Raw genomic sequence first — 21,678 nt, forward strand, 5'->3', positions numbered from 1 at the left:
TTTAAATTAAAAATTAGGATTCTTTTGTATAAATATACTGATTAATTAACTAATAATCAATTAATAAAATTTTATTTTGTTTTATTTGAAAGGAACTATTTTAGGTTTTGCTAACTCAAAATTTTGAAACCCAAAATCAGTAGTTTCAAACGCATTAGTTTTGAAAATATTATCTCCCTGAAATGGAATTTTGGGATAATAGGCTAATGATAACTGAAAAGCACTAAATACTAAAAAATCATTATTAATAAGGACTCCAATTCCAATTTTCGAATAGGTTTTGTTCGTGTGGATTTGGTTATTCTTATTTCCTAAAATGGCAAGCGTGTAATTAAAATAAGGATTGAATCGAAATCCCCAAATTGCTTTTGGTGAATACGATTGTGTTTGTAAGGTCAATATCATTTTTTGAGTACCATAAACTGGGCTGTTGAAGCCTTGGATGCCATTGTTTTCGTTAATTGTCAATAAATCGCCTAAGCTTTTTTCTCTATTAAAGCCAATGATTACTTGAGGTTTGATAAATTGTCTGAATTTCCAATTTCCAATTTCGATGAGATTGGTAAAATAATTGGCTTGAAAACTGATGGCACTTTGTTCTGTTTTAGATTGTTTAAAAAAACTGCCTATCTCAAAATTGGTGCTTAGAAATCCCCAAGGATGGTAATTACCAAAAGAAATTTGTGCCCCAAAATAAGGACGCCATTTGGAGTTTTTGTATTGATAACCTCCCGTAATTCCGTAGATTCTGCCTATGGGAACGTCTTCTGTTTGTCCGTTTTTAAAAATGTAACGGTCTTCAACAAATTGTCTGGTGTTGATTCCTATTCCCGTTAAAAGTAATTTTTCAGTATCGTAAAAATGTATGGGATCTAATGTTTCTGAAGGTTTAATTAGATAGTCCATGTTTAAGAATCGTGCAGAAACAATCAAATTGGTTGTACGCTCCGTAATCGTATCTGCTTTGATAATACGAAAAGCTCTTCCGCCCCAAAAATCATGAGTGCTGTATTTAAAATTTTGCGAAATATAGGTTTCGTCTACATCTTGAATACTGTCTTTTAGGTAATTTTGATTAAGTGCAATTCCGGCTGCCCATTTAGACAATGGAGAATAAAAAGGCCGCTCGATAGTGATGCCTTTCGAATAATAACGATCAAAATCGACACTGTATTTAAATTCGGTTCGAATGAATGTATTTTTGATATTGGGAATCAGATAACTCATGTTATTAGCATCTTTTCCATCACTTTTTCGGTTGGAGTAGTAATAATCCAATTGATGTCCTAATCCAAAAAAATTGCGCTCTTTGAGTCCGAGGCCTGTTTTTGAATTCGAAATATTGAATTTAGGAATTGAACTCCAGGAGTCCAGAACCCGAACAAAAACATCGACTGAATCTGATTTTGGAGCCGTTAGTTTTTCAGTAATACTTACTCTGTTTATAAAGTTTTGACTTCTTAAAATACGTTCCGATTCTTTTATTTCCAGTAAGCTGTAAGGCTTGTTTTTCGAAAAAAGCAACATGTTTTTGATTGATATTCTTTTTGATTTCAGGTGTGCCCAGTTTCCTGTTTTTTCTGACCATTGCGTAGGTATTCTATTAGTATCAATTTCAGAATACCCAAAAGGATCGAGTGTAGTAATAATAATATTTCTAATAATTTTACCTTCTACCTTTAAATGCTTGGGAACAATAATCTTTTTACTAACTTTTTTAGACTTTGCAGGTTTGAATATTAAGCGATGGAAAAACTTAGCCGTTTTGTTTTTTGGCGTAGTTAATACGCTGGTAAGTACAGCGCTACTGTCTTTCTGCGTTGTTTTATCTTGTGAAAAAGAAAGTTGACAACAGAGAAGAATTATGACAAAAACAATTATTTTATTACTAAATAGCATGATATAATTGTTTAAAAGGTTTTGTGAAGAATAGCCTATTCTATAAAGTTACTATAAAATAATAAATGAACCATTCTTTTTATAGGAATTAATCCACGAATTCTTTTTCGTCATAATGGTTTGGTAATATAGAAACCCCTTTTTGAAAAAATAGATTGTTAGGGTAAATAATCGTTTCGCCTTCTTTGTTTTTTAAGGTTACATGAAAAGCTCCAATATCTTCAATTTCGCCAATAATAGGAAAGTCTTTGTCCAGAATTTGGATCACATCGCCTATTTTAAAGGGAAAGGAAAAGAATAAAAGAACCCCTGAGGTAATATTACTCAAAATAGACCATTGGGCAATCATGACAACACCGGCTACACCTATCACAGTAGCGACCGAAGCAATGCCTGAAATAATTTCTTTTGGGCGTACTCCCCAAATAATAATCAAAGCAATAACTACCAGAATGTTTATCAGCAGGTGAAAGTATTTAATAACTAAATTAGTTCTGTTTTCAATGATGTGAGTGCTTTTGGCAAATTTGCGTACTAATTTCGTAGACATAATTCGTGAAATAATCAGAATTAATACTACTATACCGGTCGCAATTGATTCGTTTGTAAAATTATTAAAGAAATTCATGTGTTTTGTTTTAAGCTAAATTACTCAAATATTGGTATACTTTGTCTACTGGAAGTCCGATAACATTGGCATAAGAGCCTTCAATTTTTCTAACTCCAATAAAGCCAATCCATTCCTGAATTCCATAAGCTCCGGCTTTGTCAAAAGGTTTGTAATTTTCGATATAATAAGCAATCGCTTCGTCGCTTAATTCGTTGAAAGTAACTTTGGTTATTTCGTATATAACCTCTGTTTTAGTGCTGGTTTTAAAGCAAACCGAGGTAATTACTTCGTGAGTGGCATTCGATAATGATTTTAAAATTTCAAAAGCATCCTGACTGTCTTTTGGTTTTCCTAAAGCTTTTTCGTTGTGCCAAACCAGGGTATCGCTGGTAACTAAAATTTCGTTGTCTTTTATTTGGCCTTCGAAAGCTGCGGCTTTTAGTTCTGCCAAATAATTAGTGATTTCCTCTCTTTTTAATTCCGGGGGAAAAACTTCTTCAATTTCTTTTAATCGAATTTCGAAATCCAAATCCAAATCCTTGAAAAATTGTTGCCTTCTGGGAGAACCCGAAGCTAAGATGATTTGGTATGATTTTAATTTATTTCGAAGCATGGTATTTTATGTTTAAGGTGATAAATAGAATCGATAGAATTCCGAAGAATAAGATCCATTTTAGGACTTTGCTCAATGCGTGAAAGTCGGTTTTTGATTGTGCAGTCCAAATTTTAATGCTAAAATAGAGCATTGGCCCTAAAATAAAAATAAAACTATAAATAGTAGCTGCTATCAAATTATGAGCAACCAGATAATTGTTGATATAAATAAGCAATGCAATTATGGGAATAAAACTCAAAACGAAAACTAATTTTGCTGTTCTTGGGACACCAAAAACAATCGCTAATGTGCTCATTCCCTGTTTGAAATCACCGTCGAAATCTTCTAAATCTTTAACGATTTCGCGTAGCAAATTAATCATAAAAGCAAAAATGGCATAATCTAAAAGTATCGAAAACATACTGGCCATTACTTCCTGATTAGCAGTATCGGTTGCCGGAAAAAGGTCGAAAATTCCAATGATAATTACACTTAACGACAATAATAAAGCCACAACAATATTTCCCAAAAGCAACATTTGTTTTAAACTCGTAGCATAAATGTAAAGGGTTGCAGCTATCAAAACAAAGATGGCGGCAAAATTAGGCCTCATAATCACATTGGATAAATAAAATCCAATGGCAACTCCGCTAACATTTAACAAGGCATAAATATTATAGGCTTTGGCTTCTGAAATAGATTTGCCTACAATTACCTTATCGGGTTTGTTTTCTCTGTCGGTTTCCTGATCAAAAATATCATTGATTACATAACCCGCCGCAGCGATTAAAACCGTACTTAATACCAATAAAGCATATTGCCAATCGGCCAGAGCCAAATCAATATTTTGTAATTTCAAAAAACCATATCTGAAAATGATTTGCATCAAAGCGAGCATCAGTAGGTTTTTATATCTAATGAGATTTAGGAAGGACATTCTGTGAGTTGTGGGTTATGGGTTATGGGTTATGGGTTTTTGAAATCTGCAATCTATCCCGATAGCTATCGGGACTGCAATCTAAAATCTAGTCGTATTTTGCGTCAAAACTTTCCATCCATTTACCCTGTACTTTCATGACCTGTTCAATCACATCACGAACGGCGCCTTTTCCTCCATTTTTATGTGAAATGTATTTGGAAATCCCTTTGATTTCGGGGCAGGCATCTTGAGGGCAAGTAGGTAAAGCTACTAATTTCATCACATGATAATCAGGAATATCATCGCCCATGTATAAAATGTGTTCCTGTTTAATTTGGTGAATATCGATGTATTCGTCAAAGGTTTCCACCTTGTCCGGTGTGCCTAAATGAATATTGGTAATTCCCAGATTACGCAAACGCACACGCACGCCTTCGTTGCTTCCGCCCGATATGATGCAAACATTATAGCCGCTGTCTACAGCTGCTTTCAGCGCATAACCATCGCGAATATTCATGGTTCTCAACATTTCGCCATCAGGGTTTACAAATACGGAACCATCGGTAAGTACGCCATCGACATCAAAAATAAAAGTAGTGATGTCGTTCATTATTTCTTTATAACTTTTTGCCATTATCTTGTATGGATTGGGTTAGGATTTTATATATAGTTAATTGATTTTCATTGGTTAAAAAGGCTTCGTGAGCTGCAATTGTTTTCTGATCCTTGCGAATTGCCGGTCCTGTTTGTGCCTCATAGGGAGAAAGCGTCATTATTTTTTCAACTGTTTCCTGTATCAAGGGTTTTAAAATATCAAATGGGATTCGGTTTTCCTGGCAAATGTTATTCCCAATCGAATAAAGGTGATTGGCAAAATTATTGACAAAAACGGCTGCTACATGCAAGGCCTTTCGTTGTTCTGAATTTATTGCGTGTACTTTGTCCGAAATGCTTTTAGCTACCTTGTCTAATAGCTGATAATCAGTTGGATTTTCAGCTTCCAGGCAAATAGGAATGTTCTTGAAATTGACTGCTTTTCCTTTGGTAAAAGTTTGTAAAGGATAAAAAACGCCTTTTCGATTATTGTCATGTAAAGCTGTTAAAGGCATGCTGCCGGAAGTATGCACCACCAAACGATTTTTAAATGGAAGTTGGCTGGCAACACTGTCGATAGCATCATCAGAAACGGCAATGATATACAAATCAGCTTCCTGTAAATTGTTGTAATCGGTGATAATTTGTTCCGGGCTGAGTAAGTGTGTCAGTGCTTCCTGTTTTCTGGAAAACACCTGTGCCAACTCGATTTCGCTACCCGATTTTTCAAGGTTTTGAAATGTAGTGATAAGATGTTGGGCTACATTTCCGGAGCCAATAATACTTACTTTAATCATGTGGTAAAATTAACAAAAAAACTCGTTTTTCAAATCAATTAAAAAAGGAGCACAGATACCACGGATTAAACAGATTATCACAGTTTTAAATTAATAAGTACCGCAAATTCGCAAATTATTTTTTGTGCTTTGTGAACTTTGCGAAAAGCTTTATAATCTTTGCGTTTAAAATTTTACCGCAAAGAACACAAAGATTAGTTTTTTTATTCAACGCAAAGACCGCAAAGCTTTGCGAATCTTATGAAATAATCATTGTGCCCTTTGCGAAAAACTTTGTGGACTTTGTGTTTAAATTTTTTTGCGGTTAAAATCATTACAATCCATTTTGAACCATTTCTCTAATTTTGACTGCTTTTTCAAAATGATCCAGTTGGTGTTTCATGATCCACCACTCGGCAACTTCCATTAAAAGCTTGGGATTATCGTTTTTATTAGCAAAAAAAGCATAAAATGAAAGTCCTACGTTTTCTCCTTTCTTTTCAATTTTTTCGTTACAAATGGCTATTATCTTTTGGCTTATTGAGGCGTTCATTTTTACAGGAGTTTGTTTTGGTTATTTGCGTTGCAAAGGCTGTGAATTATCCTTTAACTTAAGTAGGTATTTGATGTAATTGAGCTAGAAAGGATGAAAACCAATTTTTCATTAAGCCGATTGCCCAAATCCGTTGTAGCTGTTGTGTCTAGTGTTTTATTAATTTTTCAATGATTTTATAGACATGTGAACCTAATAATGTTGGAAACTCTTCATTCTTTGAATCTAAATTTTTAGCTTGTTCAATAGCATTTTTTAAGTGAGGAATAAATTGTTCTGGTTTTGGATTACTTTTATTATAAGCCCCAAGTATTTCAGTTAGTTTAATATCTATATAATTCTTTTTTGAAGTTACTTTGAGATTTTTTAGGATTAATTCCAATTCTTCTTCAGTATAATCTGAAATATTCTTAACGTGAAGTAATAACCAAAGTTCGAAACATGGATTACTTACCGCAACAAACATATTGTCTAGTTTCTTACATTCATTAATGATTTCAGGAATGTTTTTCCATCTGTCAGTATCAATAATCATCCACAATTCATCATGTTCATTAAAACTATACTCATCTTTAGCTTCTTTTTTTAATTTCTTAAAGACATGATTAGGTGCGCTGTTTGTATTCCTTTTTGGTCTTTTTAGTAAATGTAAATAGATTAACTCGTCATTAAATTTTTCCGAATCTTTAAATTCTTCAAAATATATTTGCTCTGTATCATTACCTTCAAAAGCTAAAACTATAATTTTTTCTTTTTCAATGGTATTACTTTGTCTAAATAATTCTACTCTTTCTCTTGGCATAATTTTAAGACTGATTTGGTAATACAGTAAGTTTATTTCTATTTCCTATTTTTGGAATTGCCTTAAATCTTCCGAGTAGGTAATCTTTTCGTATTTCTTTATCAAATCTAATATTGTATTCTTCAAGAGAATGTAATTTACTTGATCCATTAAAATCTTTAACAACAAACCATACTTCGTCTTTTCTTAATAATTTTTGCGTCAACAAAGATGACTCATGACTTGCAAGGATTAACTGGCTATTAACATTTTTGCCTTTTGACATAAATAAGTCAATTAAATCATAAATAAGATTAGGATGAAGGCTTCTTTCCATTTCATCTATAATAAAAACATTGTCACCTTTTAATAAATCCATCATTAATGGAATAAAGTCCATTATTCTATTTGTTCCATCTGATTCATCACTGGTGTCGAACTTTTCAAATTCTTCATTACCTAAGACTTTATGCTTTGTCATAAATTTGTGCACAATCAAATCTTCATCTTTAATAGTTAAAAAGTATGTAGTGTTTTTATTTGATAATATAGATGCTCTAAAGTTTTCTGATTTTTTATTTAATAACTCTTCTTTAATTTTATTTAGAATTAATTTTGGTATATCAACACTTTCATAATCAATTTTTTCTAAACAAACACCATTTATTCCCGTGTCAAAATATTTTAAAAACTCTTCGAAAGTTGTTAAAAGTGTTTCATCTTCTTTTAGTTCAAACTTTAATCCTTCATTGTATTTATCATCTGGAAAAATTATTTTTAATGAATTTTGAAACCAATCAATTACATTTAAAATATCATCAATTTTAGAAACATTTTCTTTTACTTTTCTCGTTCTAATCTCGTTTAAAAAAAGCTGATTGTTTGGTGTTCCTTTAGCTATAAATTTTATAAATTGTTTTTCTTCAATTTTTTTATTGCCTTTTAATAAATAATCAAGGTCAAAAACTTCTTTAGAATCTTTATTCCTTTCAAATATTTTTATGTCAGATTTGATTCCAATTTCATACAACCATTCTTCTGTAATTTCATTATTGTTAAATACAAAACCATATGCATAGTTTTTTCCACTATGCTGAATTTCATATTCAATTCTACTATTCTTATCTTTTAAATTACTATCTAATCTAAATTTTTGAAAATCAATTTTTGTATCAATTTTTGTACCTCTCAAAACTAACTTCTTGCCAAAATCGATAGCTTTTATTAGATTTGATTTTCCGGAAGCATTAGCTCCAAATAAAACAGCAGTTTTCAATGCCGAAACACCTTTGACTTTTTTTGATTTGTGTTCACTTTTAAGTGTACCTTTTCCTGGTAAAAGTGAAAAATATTGTTTGTCACTAAATGACAAAAAATTCTCAACTGAAAATCTGATTAGCATAATTCTATTCTTTTAGTTATGCAAATGTAGTGATTTTTTCACATCTCTAGTTGTTTTGCGCTTTTTTAATATTAGGCATAACTAGTGTATAGTTGCTACAAAGTATCGAGAATATACCCAAAAGGAGGTTGGTTCTCGCCATCAACTAGCACATTTTCTTCAAATATAGAAATAATATTTTTATTATAAATTATTGAACAAAACTTTCCTTTGAGTAGAGTTTGCGTGAGGGGGAGGAGCGGCATCTTTTTTATTTTGTCTTTCGGCAAGCTTAGTAGGACAAAATAAAAAAATAGAGCGTATCACCCGACCTTGTTGCTGAAAAATAGAGCAGTTTTCCAGAAATAGTTCCGCGACAAGGGCACGCCCAAAAAAAGAAAATTAAAAGCGATTTTCAGGGGTTAATTTTGGATATAATTAACAATTGCACGGCGGTAGAAGTCAACATTTTTAAGTACTTTTGTGGCGCTTTTATAAAATGTAATCCCTTACAAATGGATAAAAAAATCTACGCTTTTTTATTTTCTACTCGCTTAATGGCTTTTCTTTTCCTGGCTTTTGCAGTGGCAATGGCAACCGGAACTTTCATCGAAAGTAAATACAATACTGATACGGCTCGAATTTGGGTTTATAATACCTGGTGGTTTGAGGGAATTATGGTGTTTTTCATGATTAACTTCATCGGGAATATCAAACGTTATCATTTGTTGAAAAAGGAAAAATGGGCTACTTTATTGCTGCATTTGGCTTTTATCCTGATTCTTTTAGGTGCTTTTATTACCCGTTATATCAGTTATGAGGGCGTGATGCCTATTCGCGAAGGTGCTGCCGAAAATAAGTTTTATTCTGATAAAACCTTTCTGACTGTTTTTGTGGATGGAGAATATAAGGGCGAAATGAAACGCAGGACTTTTGAACAAAAAGTATTGTTGTCGCCTGTAACCAATAATGATTTTTCTGTTTCGGGAGAATTTGACAAAACGCCTTTTGAGGTGAAGTATAAAAACTTCATTATGGGTGCCAAAGAATATGTGAAACCTGATGCTAACGGAACTTTGTACATGAAATTAGTCGAAGCAGGTTCGGGTGGACGTGAGGAGCATTTCCTGAAAGAAGGGGAGGTACAGAATATTCACAATGTGCTTTTTGCCTTGAATAAACATACTGATGGTGCTATCAACATTACTTTTGATGGTAAAGATTATACTATTGAAACGCCATTTGAAGGAAACTTTATGCGAATGGCTGATAAGTTACAGGGGGCAGTTGCCAAGGATAAAGTACAGCCGTTGATGAGACGTTCGTTGTACAGCATTGGCGATATCCGAATTGTTTTTCCTGATCCTGCCGTAAAAGGAGTGATTGATTATGACTCGAATAATGATTTTAAGGCTAAGGAACATGAAGATGCTTTAGTCCTGACTGTTAAAGCCGAAGGAAAAGAAAAAGAAGTAACCATTTTAGGTTCGAAAGGAAAAGAAGGAGAGCCTAAAACAGTGAAAATTGGAAACATTGAGTATTCTTTATTCTACGGAAGTAAAGCTTATATTTTGCCTTTTAAAATTAAATTGAACGATTTTATTGCTCAAAAATATCCGGGAACTGAGAAGAGTTATTCTTCGTTCGAGAGTAAGGTAAGTGTTCAGGATTCGGCTGCCAAACCATTTGATGCCCGAATTTACATGAATCACGTTTTAGACCATGAAGGCTATCGTTTTTTCCAATCTTCTTTTGATCCTGACGAAAAAGGAACTGTACTTTCGGTAAATCACGATTTCTGGGGAACTAATATTACTTATGCTGGTTACTTTTTATTATTCTTTTCGTTGATGTCGATTATGTTTACGAAACACTCCCGTTTTGCCGATTTAAAAAGAAAATTAGAAGTGGTTAAGGATAAAAAAGAAAAACTGATTCCGATTTTAATTTTATTACTGAGTTTTAATGGTTTTGCCCAAATGCATGACCACGAACACGATCACAATCATAATCACACTGAAGAAGCCCAGTCAGGAAAAACTGCGCATGTAAGAGTGGCACCAACAGAAAAGCAACTGGATTCTTTAATTACAAAATACAAGGTTTCAGAGAAACACGCTGCTGATTTTGGACGATTGATTATTCAGGATGCAGGCGGAAGAATGAAGCCTATTAATACTTTCTCATCTGAATTGTTGCGAAAAGTAAGTCATGCTAATGAATACAAAGGTTTGAATTCGGATCAGGTATTCTTGTCGATGTCGCAATATGCTAAATTATGGATTGAAGTTCCGTTAATTTACATTAAAAGCGGAAATGACAGCATCAGAAAAATTATTGGTATTGATGCTAAAGCAAAATATGCTCCTTTTATCGCCTTTTTTGACGAACAGGGGAATTATAAATTATCACCTTATTTAGATGTGGCTTATAAGGCAGCTAATCCGAATCAGTTTGAAAAAGATTTTGTAGAAACGGATAAGAAAGTCAACCTAATGGAATCGGCATTGAGCGGAACCATTATGAAGATTTTCCCAATTCCGCATGATGCTAACAACAAATGGATTTCTTTTAATGAGTTAGAAACTGCCGGCTTGAAAGGCATGGATTCTACTTATACTAAAAGTGTTTTGCCATTGTACTTTGGTTCGTTGACTAATGCTTCTGTTTCCGGTGATTATAAAAATGCCGATGAATTATTAGAAAGTTTACACGGTTTCCAAAAGAGATTTGGCGCTAAAGTATTGCCATCAGAAGACAAAGTTTCTTTAGAAATTTTATATAACAAATATGATGTTTTCCAAAAATTACCATATTGGTATTTAACGGCGGCTATTTTGATGCTTTTGTTTACGATTTTAAAAATATTCAAAGAAACAAAAGCTCTGAATTATTTGGTTAACGGAATGCACATCGTTATCGGATTGTTATTTGCATTGCACACTGCAGGATTAATTGCACGTTGGTACATTTCAGGTCACGCTCCCTGGAGTAATGCTTATGAGTCGATTGTGTATGTGTCCTGGGCAACGATGTTCTTTGGTCTGGCTTTCGATATTAAATCGAAACTGACTGTGGCTTCATCAGCCTTTGTAACCGCTATGATTTTGATGGCGGCTTACATGAACTGGATTGATCCGGAAATTGCTAATCTGCAACCTGTTCTTAATTCGTATTGGTTAATGATTCACGTTGCCGTAATTGTAGCAAGCTATGGACCATTTGCACTGGGAATGATTTTAGGTTTTGTATCGCTGTTGTTAATCTTTTTTACCAACGATAAGAACAGAGCCAAAATGGATTTGAATATTCAGGAGATTACTTATATCAACGAAATGGCCTTAACCATCGGATTGATTATGTTGACTATTGGTAACTTCCTTGGCGGACAATGGGCTAATGAAAGTTGGGGACGCTACTGGGGTTGGGATCCAAAAGAAACCTGGGCATTAATTAGTATTATGATATATGCTTTTGTAATTCACGCTCGTTTTGTGCCTCATTTAAGAGGGAAATGGGTTTTCAACCTGATGAGTATGTTTGCTTTCGTTTCGATTCTGTTTACCTATTACGGAGTAAATTTCCATTTGGTAGGATTGCATTCTTATGCCAGTGGTGAAGCACATTCCCTAAACTGGATTTACTATTCGTTAGGTGGAATTGCTTTAATTGGGGCGATTACTTACCCTAAATACAGAAAGTATTATAAGAAGTAAGGTTTATTTTTTCTAAAAAAAGGTTCAACTTGTAAAAGTTGAACCTTTTTTTTATGCTTCTAATTCCATTTTTATATTCTTGCAATATTCTATTGGAGAAACACCTGAGACTTCTTTAAAACTGGTGAAAAAGGGATTATAAGATGTGAAACCGACTTGTTTAGATAAAGAATCCAATGTGTTGTTTTTTAAGTAATCCTGTTCAATATGTTTAATGGCATCGTGAATTCGGATTGTTTTTTTGTATTCTGAAAAAGAAATTTTACAATGGTATTTAAAAAGATAGGAGATATGGCTTTTAGGAATATTCAGTTTGTTGGCCAGATCAGTAAGCTTCATATTGGGATCTCTGAAGAGTTCATATTCAAAAGATATTTTCTCTATTTGTTCTATATAGGATAATATGTTTTTCTCTATTTTTTCTTTTAAAGCAAGATGTTGGCTGTTATTTAATTCATTATTTGGTGATGCGCTCCAAAGTTCATTCAGTACTAAATCATTATTCCTGCTTTCATTTATTTTTTGATAAAGTACATCGTATCCGTACAGGATTTCAGGAGAAATCAATATTTTGATTAGGATGAATAGCCAAAGAAGCGAGGATACCCATTGATAGCTGAGTCCTTTAATGTGTTCATCGTTAATGCTTTTTAAAACAATAGACACTAGAAGCCTAAAGGTTATTAAGGTAATTGTGATGAACAAAAACAGAGTCCATTTTTTTATTAATTCATTTTGCTTTTTGATTACTTTACTTTCTATTTTTCTAGTCCAAATAGTACTTTTTAATAATCGGTAACATAGAACATTATAATACAACGCATAAGCAAAAAAGATTGTGTAGAGGAGTATTTCTAATTGTATAGATATAAGCAAGAATTTATTGCATACTACTATAGTAATAAAGAAGCCTATCGGGAAAATAAATTGTAGTAGTTCTTTGTAATTGAAATCTTTATTATTGTTGGCTAAATTTTTAAAATATAAATAGAAAAGCGGAATTACTACTGCTGCAAAATTAGAATAGACATAGGTGTAGTTATAAAAAGAGTCTATAGAGGCAACATCTGAAATAAAATAAGTTACACCAATCAATAAATGACGCGAAGAAATAATGAGTATTAATAAAATCATATACAAATTCATCATCCTGTTTGATTTGTAACTACCAAATATTAGAAATGTAGTTATCAAACCGAGTAAACCAGTAATAATGCAAAGTAAATTTGTAATCATTTGATTTTATATTAGTTTTTTGCCATAAGCAATCAGAATATTTTTTTATAGGTCTAAAGGGCTTTTTTTGTCCGATTTGAGTTGTTCTCAAATGTAGCTGTTTTTTTTAAGTTATATTATAGACTTACTAAAAACTGAAAAAATCTTTCAAACAGCTTTAAATTATTATTAACTGCGGATTTTTTTTTCTTTGTAAAACACTGTAATCTAACCGTTTTGTAGGGTTTTTGTTCTTGTTGTAGTTTTTTGGCTTACTAAAAACTGAAAAGTTGTTACTGATTAACCTTTTTTTAAGAAATTTTAAAAATTATCGACGAAATGTATTAAAAGAACGATTAAGTTTGTTTAAAATTATTTTTATGAGGTATTTATTTATATTTCTTACAGTTCCCTTTTACGGGCAAATTTTACATCACCAGATGATTTCTTCGCAAGGATTGACTACAAAAACCGCTGATGGCTACATTATAAGCCAAACAATAGGTCAGCAAAGTGTCATTGGTAATTCAAATGGTAGTACTGTCGTTATTCAGGGGTTTCAGCAAAGTCTTTGGGGAAGTTATATTGCTTCCAATGAGAAAACGGAAATTAGTACTCAGACTTATCCTAATCCGTTTACGGAAACGGTTAATTTTCAATTTTCACAATTAATGCCAAATCAAATAACGGTGTATGTGTTTGACATTAGTGGGCGTTTGGTTTTTGAAAAAAAAGAGACAATAGACAATTCTATTTTGACAATTAATTTAGCCAACTTACCCCAATCAGAATATTTAGTCCGACTACAAGCCACAAATTTCAATTATTACACTAAAATTATTAAACTATGATAAAAAACTACTTACTACTTATTTTTCTATTGTCATCTGCAAGCATTTTTTCTCAAGAACTTTATTTTACTACAGGTAAAAATTACACAAAGTACCTTTATAAAGATGCTAATCTTCAGGTAAATCCAAATATCCAGAGTGGAACTGGAAGTTTTTATGAAATTGGTTTTACAAAACCTTTGATAAACAAAAAAATATTGTATTCATTAGGACTTTCCTTAAATGATTATAACGCAATAGGGGGAAACTCAGCGAATTCTTATCGATGGGATACGCAGTATCTTGGTTTGCAAGGTGGTTTGATGTATCAGTTTTATTCTTATAAAACCAATTCAAAAAATAGTATTGATTTTTTGGTTAAAACAGCTTTAAATGCTTCTTCTCTAATTTATGGGAAACAAGAATTAAATGGTATTTATTATGATTTAATGCATCAAAAAGAATTTTCGGGAATTATCTTAGAATCTTCGGCTGGATTAATGGTAAAATATAATATTCCTTCATTTGGAGGTTTAAGTCTTGGATATGATTTTTGTCAGAGTATAAATATTACCAATTCTTTAAAGGAAAAATTATCATTCAGGACGAATCAATTAGAATTAGGAGTTCATTTCAACATTAATTAAAAGCGATATGAAAAAAATATTTATACTTTTTATACTTTTTGTAGCAACTAAGACTTTTGCTCAAACGAATGGGATAAGCTATCAGGCTATAATTATGAATCCTAAAGGCGAACAATTACCGGGGATAAATAATGCCAGTAGCCCTGTTGTCAATAAAGATATCTGTATGGTATTTAAATTTATTGATGAATTTTCGAATATAGAATACCAGGAAACGGCACAAGTCAAAACAGATGGTTTTGGGATGGTCAACTTAGTTATTGGTAAAGGGACACAAACTGCAGGGTATGCTGCTTCTTTTCAGTCTATTGTTTGGAGTTCTTCAAAGAAAAGTTTAATTGTTGGAATTAACACTAGTGGAAATTGTGCTACATATACTGAGATAAGCAATCAGGAATTTAGTTATGCTCCACTGGCTTTTTCGGCAATAAGTGCTGAAAATGTGACTGGTGTTGTCGCTATAGAAAATGGAGGGACAAATGCTACTACCGTTTTAGGGGCTAGAACTAATTTACAAATAAACAATGTAGATAATACAACAGATTTAAATAAGCCAATTAGTACTGCAACTCAAACAGCCTTAAATCTAAAAGAAAATCTGGCAAACAAAAGTACTAATGTTACAACAGATGGAACTTCAGATACTAAATATCCAAGTGTAAAATCGGTAAAAACCTATGTTGATGCTAGTACTGCATCTGCCACAACAGCTTTGGCTAATGAAGTAACTCGTGCTACAACTGCGGAAAATACGATTGCCGCTAATTTGGTTACGGAAACCAATAATCGCACTGCTGCAAATAATACTTTGACAACCAATTTAGCTACTGAAGTAACCAACAGAACAGCTGCAAATAACACGTTAACTACAAACTTAACTGCTGAAACTACTGCAAGAACTTCAGCTGATGCTACTTTGACAACCAACTTAGCTACCGAGGTAACTAACAGAACAGCTGCTGACTTATTGAAAGAAGATGTGGCAAACAAAAGTACTAATGTTACCACTGATGGAACTTCAGATACTAAATACCCAAGTGTAAAATCGGTGAAAACCTATGTTGATGCTAGTACTGCATCTGCTTCAACTGCTTTGACAAATGAAATAAATCGAGCTACAGCTGCAGAAAATACAATTGCTGCTAATTTAGCTACTGAAACTACTGCAAGAACTTCAGCTGACGCTACTTTAACGACCAATCTTTCGAATGAAGTAAGCCGAGCTACAGCTGCTGAAAACACAATTGCTGCTAATTTAGCTACTGAAACTGCTGCAAGAACTTCAGCTGATGCTACTTTGACAACCAACTTAGCTACTGAAGTAACTAACAGAACAGCAGCTGATTTATTGAAAGAAGACGTGGCAAACAAAAGTACTAATGTTACCACTGACGGAGCTTTGGATACCAAATATCCAAGTGTAAAATCGGTGAAAACTTATGTAGATGCAAGTGCTACCACAGCTTCAACAGCTTTGGCTAATGAAGTAAGTCGCGCTACAGCTGCAGAAAATACAATTGCTGCTAATTTAACTACTGAAACTTCAACAAGAACTTCCGCTGATGTTACTTTGACAACCAACTTAGCTACTGAAGTAACTAACAGAACAGCTGCAGACTTATTGAAAGAAGATTTGGCAAACAAAAGTACTAATGTTACAACTGACGGAACTTCAGATACTAAATATCCAAGTGTAAAATCGGTGAAAACCTATGTTGATGCTAGTACTGCATCTGCCACAACAGCTTTAGCTAATGAAGTAACTCGTGCTACAGCTGCAGAAAATACAATTGCTGCTAATTTAACTACAGAAACTTCGGCAAGAACTTCAGCTGATGCTACTTTACAAACAAATATTGATGCTGTTCAGGCTGATGTAGATGCGAATGAAGCTACTGCTAATACAGCCTTGAATTTAAAAGCTCCTTTAGCATCACCAACTTTTACAGGAACGGTTTCAGGAATAACTAAATCAATGGTTGGTTTAGCGAACGTTGATAACACCAGCGATGCAAACAAACCAGTTTCTACATATACGCAAGATGCGTTAGATTTGAAAGCCAATATTGATTCACCAACCTTTACCGGAACGGTAAGTGGAATTGATAAAACGATGGTTGGATTGGCAAATGTAGACAATACTTCAGATACCAATAAGCCTGTTTCAACAGCAACTCAAACAGCTTTGGATTTAAAAGCACCATTAGCATCTCCAACCTTTACAGGTACAGTTACTGCAAGTGGGACATTAACAGCTAATACAATAGTTAAATCAGGAGGTACTTCTTCTCAATTTTTAAAAGCAGATGGTAGCGTTGATTCTAGTACTTATTTAACAAGTGCAGTAACAACTTTAGACGGACTTACCGATTCTAAAAGTGGAGGTGCTAACTTTTCAAACAGTTTATTACTTGGTCATCAAACTACAGGTGTACTGAGTAGTGCCGATAGAAATATAGGTATTGGTATAGGAGCACTTAGCTCAATTACACAAGGTGATGATAATATTGCTGTTGGATATCAGGCATTAACTAGCAATTCAACGGGTATGCAAAACATTGCTATTGGACGACAATCTATGTTGGGTAATGTAACTGGATCTAGTAATACCGCAGTTGGATTGGAAACATTAGAATCCAATTCTACTGGTCATCACAATGCTGCCTTTGGTCATCTTACTATGATAAGTAACAGTACTGGTTATCAAAATGCCGCTTATGGGCAGGAAGCCTTACAAGGGAACGATACAGGAAATAAAAATACTGCTCTTGGTGCAGAATCATTATACAACAACAGCCAGGGTAATTTTAACATTGCAGTTGGATTTGGAGCTATGGGTTCTAATACAACGGGAAGTAATAATACTGCTGTTGGTTACAATGCTGATGTTTCAAGTTCTGCTTTAACCAATGCTACAGCGATTGGTAATGGTGCCATAGTTACAGCGAGTAATAAAATACAATTGGGTAATGGAAGTGTAACTTCAGTAAATACAAGTGCTGCAATTACGGCTGCTTCCTATATCAAATCAGGAGGTACTTCTTCTCAATTTTTAAAAGCGGATGGTAGTGTAGATGCAAATACCTATTTGACAAGTGCAAGTGGAGCAAGTACTTATTTACCATTGGCAGGTGGAGCACTGACAGGAGGGTTAACTGGCACAACAGCTACTTTATCCGGTAATACAGCAATTGGTGGAACATTGAATGTAACGGGTAATCTTACTGCATCGGGAACTGCAAATACTGTTGGTACTATTACCAGTGGTATATGGAATGCTGGAGCCGTTACTTCAAGTGGGGCAATAACGGGTACTTCCATTGTTAAATCCGGAGGTACTTCTTCGCAATTTTTAAAAGCGGACGGTAGTATTGATTCAAGTACTTATTTAACAACTGCAGTAACAACTTTAGACGGACTTACCGATTCTAAAAGTGGAGGAGCTAACTTTTCAAACAGTTTGCTGATTGGTCACCAAACTACAGGTGTACTGAGTAGTGCCGATAGAAATATTGGTATTGGTATAGGAGCACTTAGCTCAATTACACAAGGAGATGATAATATTGCTGTTGGATATCAGGCATTAACTAGTAATGCAACAGGTATGCAAAACACTGCTATTGGGCGACAATCTATGTTGGGTAATGTAACTGGATCTAGTAATACTGCAGTTGGATTGGAAACATTAGAATCAAATTCTACTGGACACCATAATGCCGCCTTTGGTCATCTAACCATGATAAGTAATAGTACTGGTTATCAAAATGCTGCTTATGGGCAGGAAGCCTTGCAAGGGAATGATACCGGAAATAAGAATACTGCTCTTGGTGCTGAATCATTATACAACAACAGCCAGGGTAATTTTAATATCGCTGTTGGATTTGGTGCTATGGGATCTAATACCACGGGAAGTAATAATACAGCTGTTGGTTACAATGCAGATGTTTCAAGTTCTGCTTTAACCAATGCTACTGCGATTGGTAATGGTGCTATAGTTACTGCGAGTAATAAAATACAGTTGGGTAATGGAAGTGTAACTTCAGTAAATACCAGTGCAGCAATCACAGCCTCTTCTTATATCAAATCTGGAGGGACCTCTTCTCAATTTTTAAAAGCGGATGGTAGTGTTGATTCAAACACTTATGTAAGTAGTGCGAGTGCAGCATCAACTTACTTGCCATTAACAGGTGGTACATTAACAGGTGGTTTAACCGGGACTACATTTACTACCAGTGGAAATGTTACATCTTCTGGGACTGTAAGTGGTACTAACGGCTCGTTTGGAAGACTTATTTTAAATACAGCAACACAATCTTCATCTTCTGTAAGTAATTATGATGTTTCCGGGATTGGAATCTTATTTATTGTTCCGAGTGGTGGTTGGGAAAATATAGCAGGATTTTCCGGAGGAGTTACAGGTCAGGTTATTCAAATTATAAATGCAAATAATGATGCAATAAGTTGCTGTACCGGGGTAGTTTTTCAAAATGACAATGCAGGCGGAACTCAAAAAATTAAATGTTCATCTGATATGCCATTAGGAAGTAACCAAGGAGTTTCCCTTGTTTTTGATGGAACATATTGGAGAGTTATGAGACCACCAAATTAATGTCTGCAATAGTTATTAAAAAGGAAAAAAATAACTAAAATTATTATAGTATAGAGTTAAAAAAAGGTTCAACTTGTAAAAGTTGAACCTTTTTTTATGTATAGTAATAGAATTTAAATTAGCTTAAAATAATTTGCAGAATTTAAGCTAAAAAGATTACCCTTCCTTAATAATTTCTCTAACCGCTTGTTCATAATTGCGTATACTTTTAGCCTTTTTTATCTTTTTATGGATTTTGTGTGGATTGGAAAAAATCACCGAAAAGTACTCCCATAAATGGTGCATTTTCAATAAAATATGGGTTGCTCCAGATAGTGATTCACTATAACCGGCGTATAAAGTATCGTGGAAATCGCTGAATAATTCCATTTTATTGGATGGATATTCGGAGCTGTTGTTTTTAATCATGCTTGGTAAAAACGGATCGGCTATCAAACCGCGACCAATCATCCAATGGTCTATAGTAGGAAAGCGTTCCTGCATTTTTTGAAATTGGGCTACCGAGGTAATATCGCCATTGTAGTATAGTTTGAGTTTGGTATTGTCAACACATTGTTGAAAACCGTCTAAATTCACTCCACCATTGTACAATTGTTTTCCAATGCGGGCATGAATGGCTATATTTTTAATGGGATATTGTTCTAACAGCGGTAAAACATCCAGAATTTCTTCAGCGTTGTCATAGCCTAAGCGCATTTTCATCGATACAATAATGTCTGATTCCGAATGTACTCTTTTGAGAATATCATCAATTTTTTGGGTTTGGCAAATCAATCCTGAACCCATTCCTGATTTAGTTACCATTGGATATGGACAACCTAAATTCCAATTCAATTCTTTATAGCCTAATTCCTGAACATATTGGGATACAAATAAAAACTCTTCAGCATCATTGGTGATGATTTGCGGAATGACTTCCAATCCTTCGTTATTTTCAGGAAGTAAGTCACGTTGATAAGACGATTTTACAACCAGTTTTCCATTTAAACGAATGTAAGGGGAATAAAAAGTATCAATTCCTCCAAAGTATTTATTTTGGGCATTTCTAAAACGATAATCGGTAAATCCTTGAAGAGGTGAGGAAAGAAGGGTGTAGCTCATGTAAAAAATAATTGTGCAAATATAATCAATGCAAACTACAACTGTACAAAACAAAAAAAGACTTTCTTCCGAAAGCCTTTTTACTATTTAATTTTTGAATTGAATTATACTTTTCCAAGCGTATACAATTGTTCCATTGTAGGTGTTATACTTCCGCCGGCTGGTTCCAAGGTGATACCAAATGCCTGAGCGTCTCCAGTATTATTGACTGCAAAAAAGCGTTGGTCATTTTTATTAAAGTTATCCAGCAATCCGATACTTGTAGGAGTCAATGGATTTAATGTTAAAGCCCAAACCTGATATACCATTCCCTTAGGTGGTTCCGGTAATCCGGAAGCATCAACATATACTTTTTGAGTTTCTTTGTTCCAATATATTTTTGCTGAAGATTCAGGAGCTACAGTTTGACCAGCAAGAGCAACTACAGTATTTTGTTCGTCTTTTATAACGGCTAAATTAGTTTCAATAACCGCTTTTTTCGCTGTTAACTCTTTTAGCTCTTTTTCAACCTTAGCTTTTTCGTTTGTAGCATTTACTATTTGATTGTTGTTTTGTTCTAATTGGCTGTATTGAAAACCAATTCCAATTAACAATAGTATTGCCGCAGCCCAGCCAATAAATGCGGCCCAATTTTTCTTAGGAGCCATTGGAATTACTTCTGCAGCTTTTAAATCTAGTTTTTCTTTTATTTTTGCGTAGTTTTCTGCTGATTGGAATGGCGAAAAACTGGAAGATAATGCCAGAACTGATTTTTCAATTGCTATGATTTCAGCATTAATTTCGGGGTATTTTTTAGCCATTGCTGCTACTTCTTCGCTTTCGGATTCAGTTAATGAGCCGTAAACGTAAAGTTCTAATATGCCTGATTCTATATATTCTCTTGTGTCCATTGTACTATACTTTCAAATAGTTTCTTAAATCATTAATACAGTTTCGGTTGTGCGTTTTTACTGTTCCCAATGGGATTTCCAGTTCTTCCGCAGCTTCTTGTTGGGTATAGCCTTTAAAAAACAGTAAATCTATTATTTGGATACATTTAGGTTTTAACCTTTTAATAAATTCTTGCATTCCTATGCCATCAACCTTGTTTGTCAGTTTGTTACTGTCTTCTAATAGATTTACGAAATTATCTGTAGAAAGGTTTTTTTGACTGTTGTTAAAGTTTTTAGAACGCAATCGGTCAATCGAAGTATTTCGGGCAATATTGAGTATCCAGGTGTAAAAACGACCTTTGTTTTCGTTATAACTGTCTAAGTTTTTCCAGATTTTCACAAATACTTCTTGAAGAACGTCTTCGGCTTCTTCGGTATTTTTAATGAGTACGCTAATGACAGAAAATAAACTTTTAGCATACATATCATAAAGATGCGTAAAGGCTTTTTCGTCCTTTCTGTAGATTAAAACTAATAATTCGTCCTGGCTCATAGTTTTTATTTTTGCAATACAAACTTA

At 33.7% G+C, this 21,678-nt stretch carries 17 protein-coding genes; 4 read left to right on the forward strand and 13 right to left on the reverse strand.

The features are described from left to right. Window positions 1-81: 81 nt before the first annotated feature. The 9 genes from EOD40_RS12140 to EOD40_RS12180 form a co-directional block, all read right to left on the reverse strand. Window positions 82-1,899 carry a BamA/TamA family outer membrane protein gene (locus tag EOD40_RS12140; RefSeq protein WP_128195889.1) on the reverse strand — a complete coding sequence of 606 codons (1,818 nt, stop codon included), beginning with the start codon at window positions 1,897-1,899 and terminating at the stop codon, window positions 82-84. An 88-nt stretch (window positions 1,900-1,987) separates the two neighbouring features. Next, window positions 1,988-2,527 (reverse strand): mechanosensitive ion channel domain-containing protein, encoded by a 540-nt coding sequence (locus EOD40_RS12145; protein ID WP_128195891.1) that lies wholly within the window; start codon window positions 2,525-2,527, stop codon window positions 1,988-1,990. A gap of 10 nt (window positions 2,528-2,537) precedes the next feature. After that, on the reverse strand, window positions 2,538-3,122 hold the full coding sequence (locus EOD40_RS12150) for a Maf-like protein (RefSeq protein WP_128195893.1): 585 nt from the start codon (window positions 3,120-3,122) through the stop codon (window positions 2,538-2,540). Beyond that, window positions 3,109-4,041 (reverse strand): geranylgeranylglycerol-phosphate geranylgeranyltransferase, encoded by a 933-nt coding sequence (locus EOD40_RS12155; RefSeq protein WP_128195895.1) that lies wholly within the window; start codon window positions 4,039-4,041, stop codon window positions 3,109-3,111. Before EOD40_RS12155 ends, EOD40_RS12150 begins: the two co-directional genes overlap by 14 nt. Before the next feature lie 88 nt (window positions 4,042-4,129). Beyond that, the gene (locus EOD40_RS12160; protein ID WP_128195897.1) at window positions 4,130-4,657 is read right to left on the reverse strand and encodes a KdsC family phosphatase; all 528 of its coding nucleotides are present in this window, start codon (window positions 4,655-4,657) and stop codon (window positions 4,130-4,132) included. Further along, window positions 4,641-5,414, reverse strand: coding sequence for a Rossmann-like and DUF2520 domain-containing protein (locus tag EOD40_RS12165; RefSeq protein ID WP_128195899.1), 774 nt, complete (start codon window positions 5,412-5,414; stop codon window positions 4,641-4,643). The genes EOD40_RS12160 and EOD40_RS12165 overlap by 17 nt, the downstream gene beginning before the upstream one ends. A 313-nt stretch (window positions 5,415-5,727) precedes the next feature. Continuing rightward, window positions 5,728-5,946: a DUF6500 family protein gene (locus EOD40_RS12170; RefSeq protein WP_128195901.1), complete on the reverse strand. Its 219-nt coding sequence runs from the start codon at window positions 5,944-5,946 to the stop codon at window positions 5,728-5,730. Window positions 5,947-6,094: 148 nt separating this feature from the next. Continuing rightward, window positions 6,095-6,748 carry an RloB family protein gene (locus tag EOD40_RS12175; protein ID WP_128195903.1) on the reverse strand — a complete coding sequence of 218 codons (654 nt, stop codon included), beginning with the start codon at window positions 6,746-6,748 and terminating at the stop codon, window positions 6,095-6,097. 4 nt (window positions 6,749-6,752) lie between these two features. Next, on the reverse strand, window positions 6,753-8,129 hold the full coding sequence (locus EOD40_RS12180; RefSeq protein WP_128195904.1) for an AAA family ATPase: 1,377 nt from the start codon (window positions 8,127-8,129) through the stop codon (window positions 6,753-6,755). Between the two features lie 494 nt (window positions 8,130-8,623). On the opposite strand from EOD40_RS12180, the gene ccsA reads away from it, so the two are divergent. Further along, window positions 8,624-11,824, forward strand: a complete 3,201-nt coding sequence (gene ccsA, locus EOD40_RS12185) for a cytochrome c biogenesis protein CcsA (RefSeq protein WP_128195906.1) — start codon at window positions 8,624-8,626, stop codon at window positions 11,822-11,824. Window positions 11,825-11,875: 51 nt separating this feature from the next. Here the strand turns inward: ccsA and EOD40_RS12190 are convergent, their stop codons facing one another. After that, a complete protein-coding gene (locus tag EOD40_RS12190) occupies window positions 11,876-12,973 on the reverse strand; it encodes a helix-turn-helix domain-containing protein (protein WP_164905478.1) in 1,098 nt (365 codons plus the stop codon). A 446-nt stretch (window positions 12,974-13,419) separates the two neighbouring features. On the opposite strand from EOD40_RS12190, the gene EOD40_RS12195 reads away from it, so the two are divergent. Genes EOD40_RS12195 through EOD40_RS12205 form a run of 3 tightly spaced genes read left to right on the forward strand, consistent with a single transcriptional unit; the run spans window position 13,420 to window position 19,125 of the window. Continuing rightward, window positions 13,420-13,890 carry a T9SS type A sorting domain-containing protein gene (locus EOD40_RS12195; protein ID WP_128195910.1) on the forward strand — a complete coding sequence of 157 codons (471 nt, stop codon included), beginning with the start codon at window positions 13,420-13,422 and terminating at the stop codon, window positions 13,888-13,890. Further along, complete coding sequence (locus tag EOD40_RS12200) at window positions 13,887-14,516, forward strand: hypothetical protein (protein ID WP_128195912.1); 630 nt, start codon at window positions 13,887-13,889, stop codon at window positions 14,514-14,516. Before EOD40_RS12195 ends, EOD40_RS12200 begins: the two co-directional genes overlap by 4 nt. Before the next feature lie 7 nt (window positions 14,517-14,523). Further along, entirely contained in the window at window positions 14,524-19,125 is a 4,602-nt protein-coding gene (locus EOD40_RS12205; protein ID WP_128195914.1) for a beta strand repeat-containing protein, read from the forward strand. Window positions 19,126-19,281: 156 nt separating this feature from the next. Here the strand turns inward: EOD40_RS12205 and EOD40_RS12210 are convergent, their stop codons facing one another. The 3 genes from EOD40_RS12210 to EOD40_RS12220 form a co-directional block, all read right to left on the reverse strand. Further along, complete coding sequence (locus EOD40_RS12210; protein ID WP_128195916.1) at window positions 19,282-20,226, reverse strand: tRNA dihydrouridine synthase; 945 nt, start codon at window positions 20,224-20,226, stop codon at window positions 19,282-19,284. 104 nt (window positions 20,227-20,330) lie between these two features. Beyond that, a complete protein-coding gene (locus EOD40_RS12215) occupies window positions 20,331-21,116 on the reverse strand; it encodes an anti-sigma factor (RefSeq protein WP_128195918.1) in 786 nt (261 codons plus the stop codon). Between the two features lie 4 nt (window positions 21,117-21,120). Beyond that, a complete protein-coding gene (locus EOD40_RS12220) occupies window positions 21,121-21,651 on the reverse strand; it encodes an RNA polymerase sigma factor (protein WP_128195920.1) in 531 nt (176 codons plus the stop codon). Window positions 21,652-21,678: the final 27 nt, after the last annotated feature.

Source organism: Flavobacterium sufflavum (assembly GCF_004016525.1).
Lineage (GTDB): Bacteria > Bacteroidota > Bacteroidia > Flavobacteriales > Flavobacteriaceae > Flavobacterium > Flavobacterium sufflavum.

Excerpts from the sequence above, each read along its gene's own strand:
- EOD40_RS12140 (WP_128195889.1), bottom strand. The coding sequence starts at position 1,899 with ATGCTATTTAGTAATAAAATAATTGTTTTTGTCATAATTCTTCTCTGT.
- EOD40_RS12145 (WP_128195891.1), bottom strand. The coding sequence starts at position 2,527 with ATGAATTTCTTTAATAATTTTACAAACGAATCAATTGCGACCGGTATA.
- EOD40_RS12150 (WP_128195893.1), bottom strand. The coding sequence starts at position 3,122 with ATGCTTCGAAATAAATTAAAATCATACCAAATCATCTTAGCTTCGGGT.
- EOD40_RS12155 (WP_128195895.1), bottom strand. The coding sequence starts at position 4,041 with ATGTCCTTCCTAAATCTCATTAGATATAAAAACCTACTGATGCTCGCT.
- EOD40_RS12160 (WP_128195897.1), bottom strand. The coding sequence starts at position 4,657 with ATGGCAAAAAGTTATAAAGAAATAATGAACGACATCACTACTTTTATT.
- EOD40_RS12165 (WP_128195899.1), bottom strand. The coding sequence starts at position 5,414 with ATGATTAAAGTAAGTATTATTGGCTCCGGAAATGTAGCCCAACATCTT.
- EOD40_RS12170 (WP_128195901.1), bottom strand. The coding sequence starts at position 5,946 with ATGAACGCCTCAATAAGCCAAAAGATAATAGCCATTTGTAACGAAAAA.
- EOD40_RS12175 (WP_128195903.1), bottom strand. The coding sequence starts at position 6,748 with ATGCCAAGAGAAAGAGTAGAATTATTTAGACAAAGTAATACCATTGAA.
- EOD40_RS12180 (WP_128195904.1), bottom strand. The coding sequence starts at position 8,129 with ATGCTAATCAGATTTTCAGTTGAGAATTTTTTGTCATTTAGTGACAAA.
- ccsA (WP_128195906.1), top strand. The coding sequence starts at position 8,624 with ATGGATAAAAAAATCTACGCTTTTTTATTTTCTACTCGCTTAATGGCT.
- EOD40_RS12190 (WP_164905478.1), bottom strand. The coding sequence starts at position 12,973 with ATGATGAATTTGTATATGATTTTATTAATACTCATTATTTCTTCGCGT.
- EOD40_RS12195 (WP_128195910.1), top strand. The coding sequence starts at position 13,420 with ATGAGGTATTTATTTATATTTCTTACAGTTCCCTTTTACGGGCAAATT.
- EOD40_RS12200 (WP_128195912.1), top strand. The coding sequence starts at position 13,887 with ATGATAAAAAACTACTTACTACTTATTTTTCTATTGTCATCTGCAAGC.
- EOD40_RS12205 (WP_128195914.1), top strand. The coding sequence starts at position 14,524 with ATGAAAAAAATATTTATACTTTTTATACTTTTTGTAGCAACTAAGACT.
- EOD40_RS12210 (WP_128195916.1), bottom strand. The coding sequence starts at position 20,226 with ATGAGCTACACCCTTCTTTCCTCACCTCTTCAAGGATTTACCGATTAT.
- EOD40_RS12215 (WP_128195918.1), bottom strand. The coding sequence starts at position 21,116 with ATGGACACAAGAGAATATATAGAATCAGGCATATTAGAACTTTACGTT.
- EOD40_RS12220 (WP_128195920.1), bottom strand. The coding sequence starts at position 21,651 with ATGAGCCAGGACGAATTATTAGTTTTAATCTACAGAAAGGACGAAAAA.